At 58.9% G+C, this 15,450-nt stretch carries 19 protein-coding genes; all 19 read right to left on the bottom strand.

The genetic code is table 11. The annotated features are described in order from the left end of the window. Positions 1-63 precede the first annotated feature (63 nt). The 19 genes from fliQ to ACU6HM_RS17705 all read right to left on the bottom strand — a co-directional run bounded on the left by fliQ (position 64) and on the right by ACU6HM_RS17705 (position 15,322). Positions 64-333, bottom strand: coding sequence for a flagellar biosynthesis protein FliQ (fliQ, locus tag ACU6HM_RS17795; protein WP_003804652.1), 270 nt, complete (start codon positions 331-333; stop codon positions 64-66). Between the two features lie 9 nt (positions 334-342). After that, positions 343-1,110 (bottom strand): flagellar type III secretion system pore protein FliP, encoded by a 768-nt coding sequence (fliP, locus tag ACU6HM_RS17790; RefSeq protein ID WP_446764154.1) that lies wholly within the window; start codon positions 1,108-1,110, stop codon positions 343-345. Positions 1,111-1,117: 7 nt separating this feature from the next. Then, positions 1,118-1,420, bottom strand: a complete 303-nt coding sequence (gene fliO / locus ACU6HM_RS17785; protein WP_226349335.1) for a flagellar biosynthetic protein FliO — start codon at positions 1,418-1,420, stop codon at positions 1,118-1,120. Positions 1,421-1,423: 3 nt separating this feature from the next. Further along, a complete protein-coding gene (fliN, locus tag ACU6HM_RS17780) occupies positions 1,424-1,927 on the bottom strand; it encodes a flagellar motor switch protein FliN (RefSeq protein ID WP_009458083.1) in 504 nt (167 codons plus the stop codon). After that, the gene (gene fliM, locus ACU6HM_RS17775; protein ID WP_009458081.1) at positions 1,924-2,931 is read right to left on the bottom strand and encodes a flagellar motor switch protein FliM; all 1,008 of its coding nucleotides are present in this window, start codon (positions 2,929-2,931) and stop codon (positions 1,924-1,926) included. Before fliM ends, fliN begins: the two co-directional genes overlap by 4 nt. Continuing rightward, complete coding sequence (locus ACU6HM_RS17770; protein WP_226349333.1) at positions 2,932-3,417, bottom strand: flagellar basal body-associated FliL family protein; 486 nt, start codon at positions 3,415-3,417, stop codon at positions 2,932-2,934. Between the two features lie 212 nt (positions 3,418-3,629). Further along, complete coding sequence (locus tag ACU6HM_RS17765; RefSeq protein ID WP_446764153.1) at positions 3,630-4,976, bottom strand: flagellar hook-length control protein FliK; 1,347 nt, start codon at positions 4,974-4,976, stop codon at positions 3,630-3,632. 12 nt (positions 4,977-4,988) lie between these two features. Continuing rightward, entirely contained in the window at positions 4,989-5,438 is a 450-nt protein-coding gene (gene fliJ, locus ACU6HM_RS17760; RefSeq protein WP_009458076.1) for a flagellar export protein FliJ, read from the bottom strand. Positions 5,439-5,440: 2 nt separating this feature from the next. Beyond that, positions 5,441-6,883 carry a flagellar protein export ATPase FliI gene (gene fliI, locus ACU6HM_RS17755; protein WP_021446820.1) on the bottom strand — a complete coding sequence of 481 codons (1,443 nt, stop codon included), beginning with the start codon at positions 6,881-6,883 and terminating at the stop codon, positions 5,441-5,443. Then, complete coding sequence (gene fliH, locus ACU6HM_RS17750; RefSeq protein ID WP_021446819.1) at positions 6,883-7,623, bottom strand: flagellar assembly protein FliH; 741 nt, start codon at positions 7,621-7,623, stop codon at positions 6,883-6,885. Before fliH ends, fliI begins: the two co-directional genes overlap by 1 nt. Positions 7,624-7,708: 85 nt before the next feature. Continuing rightward, the gene (gene fliG, locus ACU6HM_RS17745; protein WP_009458072.1) at positions 7,709-8,719 is read right to left on the bottom strand and encodes a flagellar motor switch protein FliG; all 1,011 of its coding nucleotides are present in this window, start codon (positions 8,717-8,719) and stop codon (positions 7,709-7,711) included. Further along, positions 8,706-10,439, bottom strand: a complete 1,734-nt coding sequence (gene fliF, locus ACU6HM_RS17740; protein ID WP_009458070.1) for a flagellar basal-body MS-ring/collar protein FliF — start codon at positions 10,437-10,439, stop codon at positions 8,706-8,708. Before fliF ends, fliG begins: the two co-directional genes overlap by 14 nt. A 104-nt stretch (positions 10,440-10,543) precedes the next feature. Continuing rightward, entirely contained in the window at positions 10,544-10,879 is a 336-nt protein-coding gene (gene fliE / locus ACU6HM_RS17735) for a flagellar hook-basal body complex protein FliE (RefSeq protein WP_009458068.1), read from the bottom strand. A gap of 142 nt (positions 10,880-11,021) precedes the next feature. Then, positions 11,022-11,342: an EscU/YscU/HrcU family type III secretion system export apparatus switch protein gene (locus ACU6HM_RS17730; protein WP_115634930.1), complete on the bottom strand. Its 321-nt coding sequence runs from the start codon at positions 11,340-11,342 to the stop codon at positions 11,022-11,024. Next, entirely contained in the window at positions 11,332-12,594 is a 1,263-nt protein-coding gene (locus tag ACU6HM_RS17725) for a flagellar hook-length control protein FliK (RefSeq protein WP_250756953.1), read from the bottom strand. Before ACU6HM_RS17725 ends, ACU6HM_RS17730 begins: the two co-directional genes overlap by 11 nt. Continuing rightward, on the bottom strand, positions 12,591-12,926 hold the full coding sequence (locus tag ACU6HM_RS17720) for a flagellar protein FliT (RefSeq protein WP_115634934.1): 336 nt from the start codon (positions 12,924-12,926) through the stop codon (positions 12,591-12,593). Before ACU6HM_RS17720 ends, ACU6HM_RS17725 begins: the two co-directional genes overlap by 4 nt. 78 nt (positions 12,927-13,004) lie before the next feature. Further along, a complete protein-coding gene (gene fliS / locus ACU6HM_RS17715; protein WP_026484537.1) occupies positions 13,005-13,436 on the bottom strand; it encodes a flagellar export chaperone FliS in 432 nt (143 codons plus the stop codon). A gap of 6 nt (positions 13,437-13,442) precedes the next feature. Then, entirely contained in the window at positions 13,443-14,831 is a 1,389-nt protein-coding gene (gene fliD, locus ACU6HM_RS17710; RefSeq protein ID WP_250756954.1) for a flagellar filament capping protein FliD, read from the bottom strand. Positions 14,832-14,920: 89 nt separating this feature from the next. Then, positions 14,921-15,322, bottom strand: coding sequence for a flagellar protein FlaG (locus tag ACU6HM_RS17705; RefSeq protein ID WP_170978593.1), 402 nt, complete (start codon positions 15,320-15,322; stop codon positions 14,921-14,923). Positions 15,323-15,450 lie beyond the last annotated feature (128 nt).

Raw genomic sequence — 15,450 nt, 5'->3', positions numbered from 1 at the left:
ATGGCACTTTGCCCGTCACGGATTTGCGTACTCACGGAAGGCTCCTTGTCGCGCTGGTCGGTCTTAGTTGACCAGCCCGGGAATGCCACGTAACAGGCCCTGCATGTAGTCGACCATATTGTTGATCAACCAGGGGCCCAGCAGCACCACCGTAATGCCCATGGCCAGCAGCTTGGGGATGAAAGACAGCGTCATCTCGTTGATCTGGGTGGCTGCCTGGAAAATACTGATGCCCAGACCTACCACCAGCACCACGATCAACATGGGACCGGCCATGGACAGGGCCAGTTTCAGGGCGGTATAGGTCATGGACATGACGGTTTCGGGAGTCATCACAGTCCTTTATTGGTAGAAGCTGCGGGCCAGGGAACCCAGCAGCAGATGCCAGCCATCGGCCAGCACAAACAGCATGAGCTTGAAGGGCAGCGAGATGGTCACGGGTGGGACCATCATCATCCCCAGGGACATCAGGACGCTGGCAATCACCAGGTCAATGATCAGAAAGGGGATAAAAATCGTAAAGCCGATCTGGAAGGCGGTTTTCAGCTCGCTGGTTACAAAAGCCGGCACCAGTACGCGCAAGGGGACATCTTCCGGGGATTCCAGTTCTGCCACGCCCGCCATATCGCCAAACAGCTTCAAGTCCGCTTCGCGGGTCTGGTGCAGCATGAAGGTTTTCAGGGGCTGGGCGCCTTGCTCCAGTGCAGTTTCAAAGCTGATCTTGTTTTCTGACAAGGGCTTGTAGGCGTCCTGATACACCTGATCAAACACCGGTGACATCACAAAGAAAGTCAGAAACAGGGCCAGGCCCACCAGCACGGTGTTGGGCGGCGCCGTACCTGTTCCCATGGCATTGCGCAGCAGCCCCAGCACAATGATGACGCGGGTAAAGCCGGTCATCATCAGCAAGGCCGCAGGCAGGAAGGACATCATGGTCAGCATGGCCAGCGTCTGGATGCTGAGTGACCAGGTTTGCGAGCCGTTCGGGCCTGCTGTGCTGGTAATGGCCGGAACAGCCTGGGCCCAGGCCTCGGAAGGCAGGAGCAGGCTGATCAGGGCCAGAAGCAGCATCAGGCCGATGCGCTGGGCGGGAGAGATGAGTGCGGTCATGATGCGGTCAGCGGGGCGCACGGTGCTGGTCCAGATGGGCCTGGAAGTCCGGCTCGGAGCCAGCGGGCGTTGTGGTGTGCAGCAGGCTGATCTGCTGAGGGGTGATGCCAATCAGAATTTCGCGGTCATCAATCTGGACCAAGGCTACGCTGCTGCGCGGCCCCAGGCGTTGATTGTCCAGAATCTTGATGCGTTGCTGGTTTTTGTTTTTCAGCAGCCCGCCTCGGCGGGCAACCCAGGCTGCCGCCAGAATCAGGCCTACAACCAGCAGCAGGCTGAGCATGATTCTGACGAGCTGGGCTTGTTCCATGTTCTAGCGGCGGCCGTTCAGGCGTTGGATACGATCCGATGGAGTCACGATGTCGGTGACGCGAATACCGTATTTATCGTCTACCACGACCACTTCGCCTTGGGCGATCAGGTAGCCGTTCACGTAAATATCCAGCGGTTCGCCAGCCAGACCGTCCAGCTCCACCACGGAGCCCTGGCCCAGTTGCAGAATGTTCTTGATGGTCAGACGTGTGCGACCCAGCTCCACCGACAGCTGGACCGGGATGTCCATAATCATGTCGATATCGGTGGTGGCGTTCGCTTCGGCGTGCTCCATGGGCGGGAACAGATTGCTGGCAGGGCTGGGTTCGTGCACAGGCGTGGCCGCGCTTTGCTCGGCCAGTGCCGAGGCCCAGTCATCCTCCAGGGGCTGTTCCAGTCCTTGGGCTTGGGTGCTGCTTTGGCTGCCAGCCTGTTGCTCAGCCATCGCGGCTGCCCAGTCGTCCTCGGGCGCAGACCGGTCGTTAGGGTTGTGAGGGTCGCTCATAGGGACTTACCTTTAGTCAAATCGCTGTCGTTGGTGGCCAAGATGTTTTCTACCCGCAAGGAGTAGCGGCCACCGGAGGTGCCGTAGCGGCATTCCAGAACCGGCACGCCATCCACGTGGGCTTCAATAAGAGTGGGGATTTCAATTGGCAAGACATCATTGGCCTTTAACTGGGTCAGCTCGGCAATGGTCATGTCTATATTGACGAAGTTGGCAATCAGTTCAACTTCGGCGCTGCGCACTTGTCGTGACAATTGCTGGGTCCAGCGCTGGTCGATATCGTTGGTGCCTTTGTCCTGCAAGGGGCGGGTCAGCAGATCGCGCAGCGGCTCGATCATGGAGTAGGGCAGGCAGATATTCAGATTGCCACCCTGGGCACCAAATTCAATATTGAAAGAGGTCACCACCACGATGTCATTGCTGCTGCTGATGCTGGCAAACTTGGTATGCATCTCCGAGCGCATGTACTCCGCTTCCAGCGGGTAGATGGACTCCCAGGCACCGCAGTAGCTCTCCAGCGTCAGGGTCAGCAAACGCTGGATGATGCGCTGCTCGGTCGTGGTGAAGTCCCGGCCTTCGACGCGGGTGTTGTAGCGGCCATGGCCACCAAACAGGCTGTCGATAATCAGGAAGACCAGGTTCGGGTCGAAGGTAAACAGCGACACGCCCCGCAAGGGCTTTAAGGCAACCATGTTCAGGTTGCTGGGCACGGGCAGGTTGCGCTCGAAATCCGAGTACTTCTGAATACGAATGGAACCGACGGTGATGTCTGCGTTGCGGCGCATGAAGCTGAGCATGGTCGAGCGCAAACGACGGGCAAAGCGCTCGTTGATCAGCTCCAGGGTCTGCATGCGGTGACGCACTACCCGGTCTGGCGAGGTCAGGTCATAGGCCCGTACGCCAGTCAGGTTTTCGTTCAAGGGCTTGGTGTCAGCGCCTTCGCCGGTAACACCGGCCAGCAGTGCATCGACTTCGTCTTGGGATAGGAAGCTCTGATACGACATTTATTGGATGACAAAGGCGGTGAACAGGACATCATTGATGTTCGGTACAGCAGTGTTGGGCGCGTAGGGCTCTTTCAGGCCGGCGCTCAGCTGTGCAACCAGGGCTTGACGCCCTTCGGAGGTCTGGATGTAGGTGGGGCGCTGTTCAGCCAGAATCTTGAGCACGCGATCACGCACCATGGGCATGTACTCCACCAGCATGGAGCGCGAACCATCGTCCTGGACACGCAAGGTGATGCCCACGTACAAGATGCGCGAGCGGCCATTCTCGTTCAGGGTGACGGTAAAGGGGTCCAGCGGCGCAAAAATGGGTTTGGCATTGACCTTGACCACCGGCGGTTCGTCCGGGGCAGGGGCCGCTTCAACTGATTGGCCTTTTTCTGCCCAGGCCAACCAGGCAGGCGTGCTGCTTTGTTGCAGGGAGTAGTACAACGTTGCGCCCACGCTAGCGGCGATAATAAACAGAACCAGCAGACCGGTTTTCATCAGGCGTGCAAGTTTGGTGGGTGCTTTTCGGGCCATGTGATGTGAGCGATGTATTTTCTAGCGTATTACAAACAGACAAACGCATGTCGGGCCTGAGCCTGACTGCATGCCTGAGCTATTGTGCCGGAGGTCAGACAGGACAGGCCCGGCGAATAGACGCTGCTTTTCGAGCTTAATCATGCTTTTTGCCGGGCTGTCTGTGGGACTGTGAATCAGGCGAAGGTATCAACCAGCGCGTCGGGGTTCAGCGAGCGTGTGGCGCTGCTGTTCACCAAGGGGCTGCTTTCGTCAGCGGAAGCCACGCCGTTCAGGCTGAAGGCGGGTTGATCGCCTTGATTGCCCTTGGCGGCCAGTTGCTCGTGAAAGGCCTGGTGCGAGGCGTGCTGGTCGCCTACGTCAGCCTGTCCCAAGGTCAGCCCGTTTTCTGCAAACTGCTGTTGCAGCTGCTGCAAGGATTGTTCGAGGGCGTGGCGGACTTGAGCATGGGGCGAGGTGATCATGGCGTGGGCCATGCCATCTTGCATTTGCAAGGTAATGCGCAAGGGGCCCAGTTCGGGTGGGTCCAGACGAATGTCGGCGCTTTGAACGCCGCCTTGAGCCTGTTGGGCCAAGGTAATCATTTGACGACCCATGGCCGCCCCCCATTCGGGGGACTGGACCGGCGTGGCAATGGCCAGCGTCAGGGGGCTGGGCAAGGCGGCCGGGCTGTTGGCCTGGACTGCGCTGGGTGCGGCGCCAAGTTGGGCTAGCAGGGAAGCATCCAGAGCGGGCAGGTTCAGATTCACGCCGGCACGGGCATCGTCAGCAATTTGTCGTCCAAAGCTAGCCAAGGAAGCCGACGCTTCATCCATCAAACGTGACTGGGATGAGGGCACATTAGCGTCGATGCCAGTGCCTGGCGGGTTGTTGTTCAGTAATTGTGCTGTGTTCACCGCCGATTTGCGTGCAGTGGTGGCAGCCAGCGGATTGCTGGTTTCAACGGCTTTAGGCAAGACCAGTTCGGCGCTCAGATCAAGCTCGGCTTCTGCTTCAACAGCGTTCAATGGCGCGGTCTGAGCTTGACGGCTACTTGGCTCGGCGGCCAGATTCTGGCGTGTGTTGAGAGCGCTCAGTGGCAGTTTGCTATCGGTTTGGGCACTTTTTGGGTCGGCCTTGCTGTTCTTGATGGCCTGTACTTGCGAAAGAATCGACAAGGCCATGGCAGGCAGGCCGCTATCGGCCGGGGCATCAGTGTCAAGTTCCAGATCGCTCTGATCGGCAATCAGCAGGGCCGGGTCTTTGATCAAGGGGTCCAGCTCGCTGGCACCAGCCTGTTCGGCCACGGCGTCAGCCAGCTCGGGGCTGTCGGCGGGAACCTGGGTTTTGGTGCTGTCCTGCTTGGCGGCTGCCGGTGTCTTGCCAGCCCCTTTGTGTTGCACCTGCTGCTGTTGGGTTTGCAGATGCTGGGCAAAGCCTTCGTCTTTGGGCGCATGCGCAGCCGCAGGCCCGGCCGTGTTGGTGACGGGGGCCGAGGGTGCGGCAGGGGCCGCAGGTAAAACCGAAAGAGTGGGCGAAGTCATGGCGGCGCTTGTTTAATAGGCGGTCTGGCTACGGGTAAAGAGACGAGCAGCGATTTCATCGCTGTTACGTTGTTCCATTCTTTGTTGCTGGACTTGCTGGGTCTGGAGACGGCGGTCGATCAAGGTTTCATACGCTTTCAGGCGCTGCTGATGGCCATACCAGACCTGGCGTCCCTGTTCCATTTTCTCTTCCAGCGCTTGGATGACACTATTTTGCTGGGAAATGGCCTGGTCCAATGTCACGATAAAGCGCCGGAAATTGTGGTAGTTCGCCATGGTTACCCCAGTTTGGCCCACATCCAGCAGGCGCTGGGCGTAGTCCTGGCGATAGGTCTGCAGCATTTCCAGCTGCGACTGGGCCGCATCGCGTTCTGTTCGCAGCTCCTGCAGATGGCGGGCCGCGTCGTCCACATTGTTCTGACTGAGATCGACCAGCGTATGTAAAGAGGCGTTGGCTTTCATGGCTATTGCTCGCTATTGAGAACGGCGTTCAATTCATCGAAGGCGCGTGGCACGTCCACACGTTGCTGCATGCCCTGGCGCAGATAGGCTTCCAGCCAGGGGAAACGATCAATGGCCTGATCAATGGCCGGATCATTGCCACGGGTATAGGCGCCCACGGCAATCAGGTCGCGGTTGCGTTGATAGCTGGAGAGCAGGCCCTTGAAGCGGTGCACCATCTTGATCTGTTCTGGCTCCACAATGCTGGGCATGACCCGTGATATGGACGCTTCGATATCAATGGCCGGGTAATGGCCGGTTTCCGCCAGACTGCGCGACAGCACAATGTGACCGTCCAGAATCGCCCGGGCCGAGTCGGCAATCGGGTCTTGCTGGTCGTCGCCCTCGGTCAGCACGGTGTAGAACGCGGTGATCGAGCCGCAACGGCCTTGTGCATTGGGTTCGCCATTGCCGGCGCGCTCCACCAGGGCCGGCAGCTTGGCAAAAACGGAAGGAGGGTAGCCCTTGGTGGCAGGCGGCTCGCCAATTGCCAAGGCGATTTCGCGCTGAGCCATGGCATAACGCGTCAGTGAATCCATGATCAGCAAGACGTTCTTGCCTTCATCACGGAAAAACTCGGCCAGACGGGTGGCGTACACCGCGCCTTGTAGACGCAGCAAGGGCGAGACATCAGCCGGAGCAGCGACAACAACCGAGCGTTGCAGGCCCTCTTCGCCCAGGTTGTGCTCAATAAATTCTTTAACTTCTCGGCCCCGTTCACCGATCAGGCCTACGACAATGATGTCGGCCTGGGTGTAGCGGGCCATCATGCCCAGCAGCACACTTTTACCCACACCGGAACCGGCAAACAGACCCATGCGCTGACCACGGCCTACGGTCAGCAAACCGTTGATGGCACGTACTCCTACGTCCAGAACCGTGTCGATGGGACTGCGCTTCAGTGGGTTGGGTGTGGTGTGGCTGAGCGAGACGCAGGCTTGCGCGTCGATCGGGCCCAAACCGTCCAGCGGATTGCCGCTGCCATCGACCACGCGACCCAGCAGGCCGGGGCCGACCGGAACATGGCGCGAACGCGCCTGGGCGGGCAGGCTGTCCGGTTGATCGGAGTCGGGCAGCGGAACCGGCGGCTGCAATTGAGCTTCAACCGGTACAACACGTGCACCGGGAGGCAGGCCGGAAATTTCGCTCAAGGGCATCAAATACAAGGATCTGCCTTCAAACCCTACAACCTCGGCTTCGGCCCAGATGTTTTGCGCGGCAGACAGCTCCACTTTGCAAGCGGCTCCTACCGCCAGCTTCAAGCCTGTAGCTTCCAGCACTAAACCCGTGGCGCGGACAACGCGGCCACTGCGCAAGCAGGGCTCAATGGCCTGGACCCGTTGCTGTGCCGACAGCATCTGGGCGCGCCAGCGTTCGGGGGAGGAGGCCAAAAGGGGCGTTGCCATCAGGGCTCCGAAGAGACGGGCAAGCCCAGGCTGGCCAGGGCGCGTTTCCAGCGAGTGGCAAAGGTGGCGTCAATATCGCCGTAGCTGGAGCGCACACGACATTCACCGCGTTGCAGTTGGGGGTCTTCTTGCAGACGCCAGGCGCGGGGCTCGCCTTGTTCAATCAGAAACTCACGCACCAGGCTGATGTCGTCCGGGTGCAAGCTCAGTTCCAGGGCGCTGGTATCGCCTGGATCACTACGCAGTACTTCGGCAACCAGATCGCGGATGCGGCTGGGTTCGGCCTTGATGGTGCTTTGCAATACATGCTCGGCAATACGTGTCGCCAGCTGAATCAGGGATTGGCCCATTTCCTGATCCATCAGTTCAATGGACTGGGCGCAGTTCTGGTTCAAGGCGACAAATTCCTTGATGTACTGGTCAATCTGTTCTTGTGCCTTGGCCATTCCAGCCGCCATTCCGGCTTCATAGCCTTGGGCATGGCCACTTTCCTGACCTGCTGCCAGACCAGCGGCGTGGCCTTGGTTGTAACCGGCCTGATAGCCCTGGGTATGGCCTTCTTCCTGTGCCTGGCTGCGCTGGTTTTCCAGATCGCGCTGCAGTTCTTCCGGGGTAGGAGGGACGAACTCGGGCTCTTCCGGTTCCGGGGCGACGACAGGATCATCCAGCCCCTGCATTTGCCAGCGGCTCCAGCTTTCCTGAAGCTCCGAGTAGGCCGAGGCTTTACGGTGGCTGGACATTTACAGGCTCCCGCGCAGGCGGTTCGTGCCTGGGCACAAGCGAATAACGGCTTGGACGGGCAGGAGCTGCCCAAACGAGGCCGTCTTAGACATACTCGTCCCCACTCAGGCCACCCAGCGTAATCTGACCGGCTTCGGCCAGGCGACGGGCCACCTGCACAATGGCTTTCTGTTCCTGTTCCACCTTGGACATGCGGATCGGGCCTTGGGCGTCGATGTCTTCGCGCAGCATTTCGGCAGCACGGTTGGACATATTGCGGAAGAACTTGTCGCGCAACTCTTCGGGCGCGCCTTTCAGGGCAATCGTCAATGCAGAGGTCTCGATTTCCTTGAGCAGCAGCTGAATGGCAATGTCTTCCACATCGGCCAGGTTCTCGAACACGAACATCTCGTCCACGATGCGCTGGGTCAGGTCGGCGTCCATGCCGCGCAGACTGGTCAGGACGGACTCTTCCAGGCTAGCGTTCATGTAGTTCAGCATCTCGGCTGCCGTGCGTGGACCACCCATCTTGCTGCGTTTGGCACCCTGGCCCGATAGCATGCCGTTCAACACTTCGGTCAGCTCGTTCAGGGCCGTGGGCTGCACGCCGCCAAAAGTAGCAATACGCAGGACCACATCATCGCGCAAACGATCCGGAATGTAGCCCAGAATGTCGGCGGCGCGATCACGCTCCAGATGCACCAGAATGGTGGCAATAATTTGGGGGTGTTCGTCGGCAATCAGCTCGGCCACGCTGGAGGCATCCAGCCAGTTCAGGGCATCAATACCGCTGCTGGAGCCTTCGCTGTTTTCCAGCAAGTCTTCGATCAGGCCAGCGGCTCGGTCCGAGCCCAGCGCCTTGTTCAGTACGGAGCGGATATAGGCGTTGGAGTCCAGTGCCACCGCCATGAACTGGTCGGCCTCCTGGCGAAAGCTCTCCAGAGCCGCGTCCATATCGGCACGGGTCAGTTGCTTCAGGGACGCCATGGCGGTACTGAGCTGCTGCACCTCACGAGGCGAGAGGTGGCGAAACACCTCGGCGGCGGCATCTTCCCCCAAGGACATCATCAAAATCGCACTGCGTTCGATGGAATCGTCCGGTTTAGCCGTTTTCATTTTTTTCATCTTTGTTTAACCAGGAGCGCAACACCATAGCCACGGCACGTGGGTCATCGTGAGCCATCGTGCGGGCGGTGTTCAGATTCTCTTCGTAGCGGCTCATTTCGGCGGCACGTTGTTCAGCAGCCTGTTCGCGAGCAGATTCTTCTTTCTGGCGCTCGACGCGGGCGTCAGCCACCGCCTTGGCCTGGATCAGGCCCTGGATGATGGGGTTGATGACGATGCGCCATGCCATGAACAGAATGAATGCAAAGACCAGATACTTGACCAGTTCCATAGCGAGCTCGCGGTACTCCGGATTTTTCCAGAAGGGGGTATCAATATCGCCTTGTTCGTTGAACTGTCCGTTCACCACGCTCAGGCTATCGCCTCGATCAGCCGAGTAACCGACGGCTTGTTTGACCAGATCGCGGATCTTGTCCAGTTCTTCCTGCTCCAGCGGCTGTTGGTCCTTGTCCGTATTGCGATAGTTCACCACCACGGCTACCGACAGGCGGCTTAGCTGACCCAAAGGACCTTTGACGTGGCTGATGGTGCGATCCACTTCGTAGTTCACGGTGGAGTCGTTACGCGCATTGCCGGTGTTTTGCAGCAAGCGGGCCTGTTCGGCCAGGGACACCAGTGAAGGGTCTGTACCGGCCGCTGCAGCGTTTGCGGCGTTGGCGGTTTGTGCGGCGGCATTGGCCGGCTCAGTTGCCGGAGCAGCCGGGGCTTGGGGCTGATTTGGCGCAGCAGGCGGGTTGACCAGATTGGCGGTGGCATTGTTGGGAGCCTGATTGCTCAAGGCACCGGGCACGCCCTGGGGCTGCTGCGGGTTGCGTTGCAAGGAAGAGCTGGTCTGCTGGCTGCGTACCGCGGCCTGACCGGGTTGCTGATTGGGCTTGTAGACCTCGGACGTCTGCTCGCGGCGCGAAAAGTCCACTTCAGCCGTCACCTGGGCGCGGACGTTGCCAGCACCGACCAAGGGGTTCAGCAAGGTCAGGATGCGCTGGACGGCTCGGTATTCAATATCGTTTACAAAATTGCGCTGCTGATTATCAGCACCCATCTCGCCAGTGGGGGCGGTTAGCAAGCGGCCATTCTGGTCAATGATGGACACCTTGTCGGCTTGCAGATTGGGCACGCTGGAGGAGATCAGCCAGCTGATGGCGGAAACCTGGCCTTCGCTCAGGTCGCGGCCCGGATACAGCGACAGCACTACCGAAGCGGTCGGAGACTGGCGGTCACGTACAAACAAGGTTTCACGCGGCATGGCCAGGTGAACGCGCGCTTCCTTGACGGCATGCACGGCCTTGATGGAATTGGCCAGCTCGCCTTCCAGGGCGCGCTGATAGGTGACTTGCTCGGTGAACTGGCTGGCGCCAAAGCGACTTTGATCCAGCAGCTCGAAACCGGCATTGCCACTGCGCGGCAAGCCTTGCGAGGCCATTTGCATGCGCACATCATGCACACGATCTTGCGGCACCAAAATGGCGGTACCGTTGCTGTTGAACTGGTAGGGCACGTTCATCTGGCCCAGGGCCGAGACAATCGCACCGCCATCGCGGTCGTCCAGATTGGAGAACAGTACCTGGTAGGTAGGGCCGCGGCTCCACAGCAAGAGGGCGACAATCAGAGCAATCAGTGCGGCACCCAGCCCGATCAGCGCTACCTTGGGCAAGGCGCGCAGTGTGTCGTAGCCAGGAAGTTTGTTCAGCAACTGTGCTGTCTGACTCATGGGTGAGGCAGAGGCAGGGTTCTGCATGGAATCAGGGGAGTTCAAATCAGGACGTGCTCAGGCAGCATTAAGGAAAGGGCGGCGGGCATGAAAGAATCAGGCGCTTATACCGGCATACTGGCAATTTCTTGGTAGGCGGCCACTAAGCGGTTGCGTACCTGGACGGTGGCCTGAAAGCCAACGCTGGCTTTTTGCAGGTCAATCATCACGTCGTTCAAGGAAATTCCGGGCTCGCCCATTTCAAAGGCCTGAGCCTGGGCATTGGCCTCATTCTGCGCCTGGGAAACCCGGTTCAAAGAGCGGGCCAGCTCGGCGGCAAAACCACCGGGAGCGGCGCTGCTGGCCGAGGAGGACACAGAACTGGAAGCCCCGGCCGCTTGCGCAACTGCGCGCATCTGGGCCAAAAGGTTTTCAATGCTGGAGAGATTGGAAATCGACATATTCGCTTGCCAGAAAGTCAGGATGGGCCACGCGCACAGGTGCGGGCAGCTTGCCGTGCTTAATGTAACGTTTAGAACGCGAGGCTAAGCAGGGTATCTAAGCCCAAAAACAGGGGCTTTTCAGCCCTTATAAATAGCAGGCTCAAGTTTTTGGGGCGTCGTGCAAAGCCTGCAAGGCTTGTGTGGCCTGGGGATGGCCTTGTTCCAGGGCGTAGAGCCAGGCCAGCAATTCAGCCACGGCTTGATAGAGCTGAGGGGGGATATGACGGTCCAGATCCACCTGCATCAGCAGGCCGACCAGTTCGGGGGACTCGTGTACGTACAGACCGTGCTCGCGGGCGGTCTCGACAATTTTTTCGGCCAAGGTGCCGTAGCCTTTGGCAACGACACGCGGGGCCCCGTCTTTGGGCTCGTAGCGCAAGGCCAGGGCCTGCGGGCGACGGGAGGGGGAGTCATGACTCATCGGGCAGGTCCTGCGGCAGGGTCGGGTCGGCTTCAATCTGCAATTGGCTCAGGATCAGGCCCTGGTCTTGCAGACGTTCGCGCAAGGGCAGGCTGTTCTCGTCCAGATAAGGGGCGGATTGATCGGCCTGAATATGGACCAGCAATTGCTGGTTCAGGAGGTTGAGCCGTAGGGTGATCGGCCCCAGCGTGGGCAGGTCCAGTTGCAGGGTACTGGACCAATGTTCGGTTTCGTCCTCTGACTGGGCATGGTGACGTTGCACACTCCAGTTCATGTCGGCATCCGGCCAGGCCTGACCTTGCCATTGCAGGTTCTGGTAGGCCAGCGTATCCAGTTGCTGACGCACCAGCAGGCTATTGGCCGGGTCCTGGGTGCTGGCCTGGGCCTGAGGATTCTGGCTTGTGCTGGTATGTGTTTCGGCCGCGGGGCGATTCAGGTTTTGCGGCTCTTGCTGTAATTCGCCAACGCTGCGTTGCCCAAAGTGCAGATCACTAAGATGAGACTCGTAGAATAGCCCGCTTTGTTGCAAGGCCTGGGGCAAAGCCTGGCTGAAATGCTGGGCCAGAGCAGCCGTGCTGCCTGTAGGCAGGGGGCTTTGGGTTGCGGCGCCGGTGGTCGCAGTGCCTGTTCCCACAGCACTGCTGCCTGTTGTCATTGCACTGGCAGAGCCCGCGTTTGCGCCGCTTGTTGCTGTGCTACCGGGCAAGGGCAGGCGCTGCTGAGCCACGGTGGCGATTGTGCTGGCGGTATTCTGTGCTGTGCCTGCCCGCCCCGCCGTCTGGGTATCGCTGCCGGGACGCGTGGGCTCCTTGCCGTCCGCCTGCATCGTGGGGCGGCCAGGTAACAAGGCCTGTCGTCCCTGGATAGCAGGGGCACGATCCGGAAAGCGCTCCAGCAAGGACAGGATCAATTGGGCAGTGCGCCCCAGGGTTGTGGGGGCCGAGCTGGTGGTGGCCGTATTGGGGCCACGAGCATTCAGAGCCGGGTCGGTCGAGGTTTGTCCGCTTTGTGTGCGGATATTCCGGCTATCGCGACCCTGGGTGTGGGCGCGGGCTTGATCTACGCTTTGGCGTTGATCACGAGCCGTTTGGTTTTCGGCGCGCTCGGGGCGCTGGCTGCCCGGTGTCTGGCTGATGGCGTCCGGTCGGGCGCCCGTGGCGATATTGCTTTGCTGTCCAGTGCTGATACCCAGAACGGCATCAAGCCGTTGAATGAGCAGCGTCCCCAAGGGGGAGGGGCCGCCTATGCTCATGGATGAACGCTAGGGTTGTAATACGCTTGCAACACGGTTTGCTGGCGCTTCATATTGCCCAGCAGTGCACCCAGACGCCCCAGTTCGGGGGTGGCCAGATGGCGGATCTGGGCGTCGTCCTCCAGAATTTGGGTCAGCAACTGACGGCGTGCCTGTTTTTCAGTAATAGACAGGTCTTCCATGTTCTTGAGCTTTTCCACGGCGAGTTGATAGTGTTCGGATTGTTCAAACACATCCTCCCAGCGAGCCGTTTGGGCAAGCTCCAGCATGTGACGGGTGATGCTGGCGATAATTTGATATTGATCGACGATCGGGTTAGAGGTATCGCTCATGTTCGTACCAGGCGCTAAAGGCGCAAAGGAGGTTGGAGGTGCAGGTCAGGAACAGAACCTGTCCCGCGAGCCCCGGAGTCAAGCTGGCTGCTTGGCACGTTGGGTATCAACATTGCTGCGCCAGGCATCGGCAATATCGGTCAGCAAACGCTCGGCCAGCGTCAGCTTTTCCGCGTCATTGCGAAGGTTGGCCAGCATCAGATTGTGCAAAATCAGGTCATAGGTAGCGACCAGATTGCGGGCCAGCTCTCCGCCCTTTTCGGTATCGACCGCCATTTTCAGGCCGCTATCGACAATATCAATAGCCTTCGATAGTGATTGCCCCCGCCCGGCAATATTGCCCTGTTCCATATGCAAGCGCGCTTGCAGCATGGCGGTGCGAGCACCGTTAAATAACAGGGTAATCAGATGTTCGGGGCTCGCGCTCAAGACCTCGGTTTCCAGACCTACTTGAGCGTAGGCGCGAACCGATTGTTGGCCAAAGCGACGGGAAGGGGCAGGATAGCTCATAGGGGGTTATTTATTGCTGTTCATATTGCCCAGCATGGACAGTTGCTGGCTTAGGTAATTGCTGGTGCCTTGCATGCGGTTGATCATGACGTCCAGTTGGACAAACTGCTTGCGATAGGCTTCCATCTTGTTCTCGATACGCTGGTCGGCTGCATCATACTGATCCTGCAATGTCTTGCCGACTTTTTCAGCGCCAGCCTGAGCGTTGTCAATGCGACCATCTTTTTTGATGAATTCGTCAGCGGCTGCTCGTACGCGGCCGGCAACGCTGTTCTCACCCACGAACATGTTCTTGACGTCCGCCATGTTGGTCTTCAGGACTTCATTCAACTTTTTTTCATCCAGCTGCAGATCGCCCGTCTTGGGGTCGACGTTGATGCCAAGGCCTACCATGGAGCGAATCTGGCCTTCGCCGGGCACATATCCTAGCGTGGCGTCACGCATGGCGTTTTGTGCTTCACGGGCCATGGAGTCGCCGGTCAGGGCCGCGCCTTGTTTCAGGTCGACGTTGTAGGCGGTCAGAGCACGGATGGACTTGTTGAACTTGTTGTAGGCTTCGACATAATCTTTTACTGCTTTGGCCGCTGCGCCGTCGTCTTTGGCTACATCGACATTAATTGGCTCGTCACCTGCCTTGTTCAGCGTGATTTCCATGCCTTCAATGGTGTTCTTCAAGGTATTGCTCTGGCTGGTGATGGCAATGCCGTTCACGGTCAGCTTGGCGTTCAGCGCCTTGGTTTGCTCAAAGCCGCTGGCAGCTGGATCGCTGGCATCAAAGTGCAGCAGATCGGCCAGATCATCATTGCCGTCTACGCGAATCGTGCTGACCGAGGCGGCTTCACCGGTTTCACCGGCGGACAGTTGCAAGCGGTAAGGCTCGTCCGGATCACCTGTGTTGATGATGGTGGCTTTCATGCCCAGATCGGCTTCGGCATTGATGGCGTTCATCACCCCTTGTAATGAGGTGTCTTGGCCCTTCATGTCCAGGCTGTGTTCTTTGCCATTGGCCAGGCGAACGGTGATTTTGCCGCCTTCGCCGATTGCTGTATCGCGCGACTTGTGGGAGCCGGTGGTCAGCGTCTGACGAGTGGCAAGATTATCAACCTTGATCACGTACTGACCGGGCGCTGCTTTGGAATTGCCGGTCACTTTGATGTTTTCGCTATTGGCGGTGACTTTGACCGCGCCAAACGAGTCTTCCGAGTTCAGGGCCTTGGCGGCGGTTTGCAGCTCTGCCAGACTGCTTTTGAGCTGACCGTAGGCCGAGATCTTGTTGGTATTGGCCACCTGGCGGTTCTGGATGACAGCAAGACTCTTCTTTTCCGTCTTGCGCAAATCTTCCAGCAGCTCGTCCAGCTTCAGACCTGAGCCCACGCCAATTGAAGAAATAGCCATATCAAATACTCCTGTAGTGTCCTATTTTGTCGCGAATGTGTCGCGCGCAAAGCCCATGTCAATGGGAAGTTTCGATGCCAGTTTGGTTTTTAAACCTTCACGCTGACCGCGTTGCCCTGCAATTGCACGATCATCTTGGCAATCTGGATCACCGCGTCAGACGGGACGGTGCGCAGAACCTCGCCGGTCGAGTTGTCCACAATCGAGACCACCAGACGCTGGGCCTCGTCGTCCATATTGAAGCGAATGCCGGTGGACCAGGCCTGCAAGGAGTTGTTGATCTGGTCCAGGGTGTCGTCCAGTGTGTTGACCATGCCGGGCACGGGTTCGCGTTTGTCGGGCCAGCGTTGCTGCAACTGGGTATCGGTACTGCTTTCCTTGATGGGGGTCACCGTGGTGGCCGCCGAAGGCGTAGGGGTGCCGGGATTTTGCTCCACTGGGGAGGCTAGGGGCACCAAGGCCGTCGTTTGAGATGAAACTGAGTTGATCATGACATCACTCCAAAAGGGGCTTGGTGGCAGGCCTGCTCAATGGGGGGGCTTGGCACCTGTAACGATCCAATTACGGCACCTGCGCCTGTATCTTTAGGAGATATTTTGGTTTTTGGCCGCTTCAGACC

The organism is Alcaligenes sp. RM2 (genome assembly GCF_052931795.1).
This window is presented reverse-complemented; position numbering and strand designations above follow the sequence as displayed.

Bases quoted from the DNA above. Each gene is read 5' to 3' on its own strand.
- fliQ (WP_003804652.1), bottom strand. From the start codon at position 333: ATGACTCCCGAAACCGTCATGTCCATGACCTATACCGCCCTGAAACTG.
- fliP (WP_446764154.1), bottom strand. From the start codon at position 1,110: ATGACCGCACTCATCTCTCCCGCCCAGCGCATCGGCCTGATGCTGCTT.
- fliO (WP_226349335.1), bottom strand. From the start codon at position 1,420: ATGGAACAAGCCCAGCTCGTCAGAATCATGCTCAGCCTGCTGCTGGTT.
- fliN (WP_009458083.1), bottom strand. From the start codon at position 1,927: ATGAGCGACCCTCACAACCCTAACGACCGGTCTGCGCCCGAGGACGAC.
- fliM (WP_009458081.1), bottom strand. From the start codon at position 2,931: ATGTCGTATCAGAGCTTCCTATCCCAAGACGAAGTCGATGCACTGCTG.
- ACU6HM_RS17770 (WP_226349333.1), bottom strand. From the start codon at position 3,417: ATGAAAACCGGTCTGCTGGTTCTGTTTATTATCGCCGCTAGCGTGGGC.
- ACU6HM_RS17765 (WP_446764153.1), bottom strand. From the start codon at position 4,976: ATGACTTCGCCCACTCTTTCGGTTTTACCTGCGGCCCCTGCCGCACCC.
- fliJ (WP_009458076.1), bottom strand. From the start codon at position 5,438: ATGAAAGCCAACGCCTCTTTACATACGCTGGTCGATCTCAGTCAGAAC.
- fliI (WP_021446820.1), bottom strand. From the start codon at position 6,883: ATGGCAACGCCCCTTTTGGCCTCCTCCCCCGAACGCTGGCGCGCCCAG.
- fliH (WP_021446819.1), bottom strand. From the start codon at position 7,623: ATGTCCAGCCACCGTAAAGCCTCGGCCTACTCGGAGCTTCAGGAAAGC.
- fliG (WP_009458072.1), bottom strand. From the start codon at position 8,719: ATGAAAACGGCTAAACCGGACGATTCCATCGAACGCAGTGCGATTTTG.
- fliF (WP_009458070.1), bottom strand. From the start codon at position 10,439: ATGAGTCAGACAGCACAGTTGCTGAACAAACTTCCTGGCTACGACACA.
- fliE (WP_009458068.1), bottom strand. From the start codon at position 10,879: ATGTCGATTTCCAATCTCTCCAGCATTGAAAACCTTTTGGCCCAGATG.
- ACU6HM_RS17730 (WP_115634930.1), bottom strand. From the start codon at position 11,342: ATGAGTCATGACTCCCCCTCCCGTCGCCCGCAGGCCCTGGCCTTGCGC.
- ACU6HM_RS17725 (WP_250756953.1), bottom strand. From the start codon at position 12,594: ATGAGCATAGGCGGCCCCTCCCCCTTGGGGACGCTGCTCATTCAACGG.
- ACU6HM_RS17720 (WP_115634934.1), bottom strand. From the start codon at position 12,926: ATGAGCGATACCTCTAACCCGATCGTCGATCAATATCAAATTATCGCC.
- fliS (WP_026484537.1), bottom strand. From the start codon at position 13,436: ATGAGCTATCCTGCCCCTTCCCGTCGCTTTGGCCAACAATCGGTTCGC.
- fliD (WP_250756954.1), bottom strand. From the start codon at position 14,831: ATGGCTATTTCTTCAATTGGCGTGGGCTCAGGTCTGAAGCTGGACGAG.
- ACU6HM_RS17705 (WP_170978593.1), bottom strand. From the start codon at position 15,322: ATGATCAACTCAGTTTCATCTCAAACGACGGCCTTGGTGCCCCTAGCC.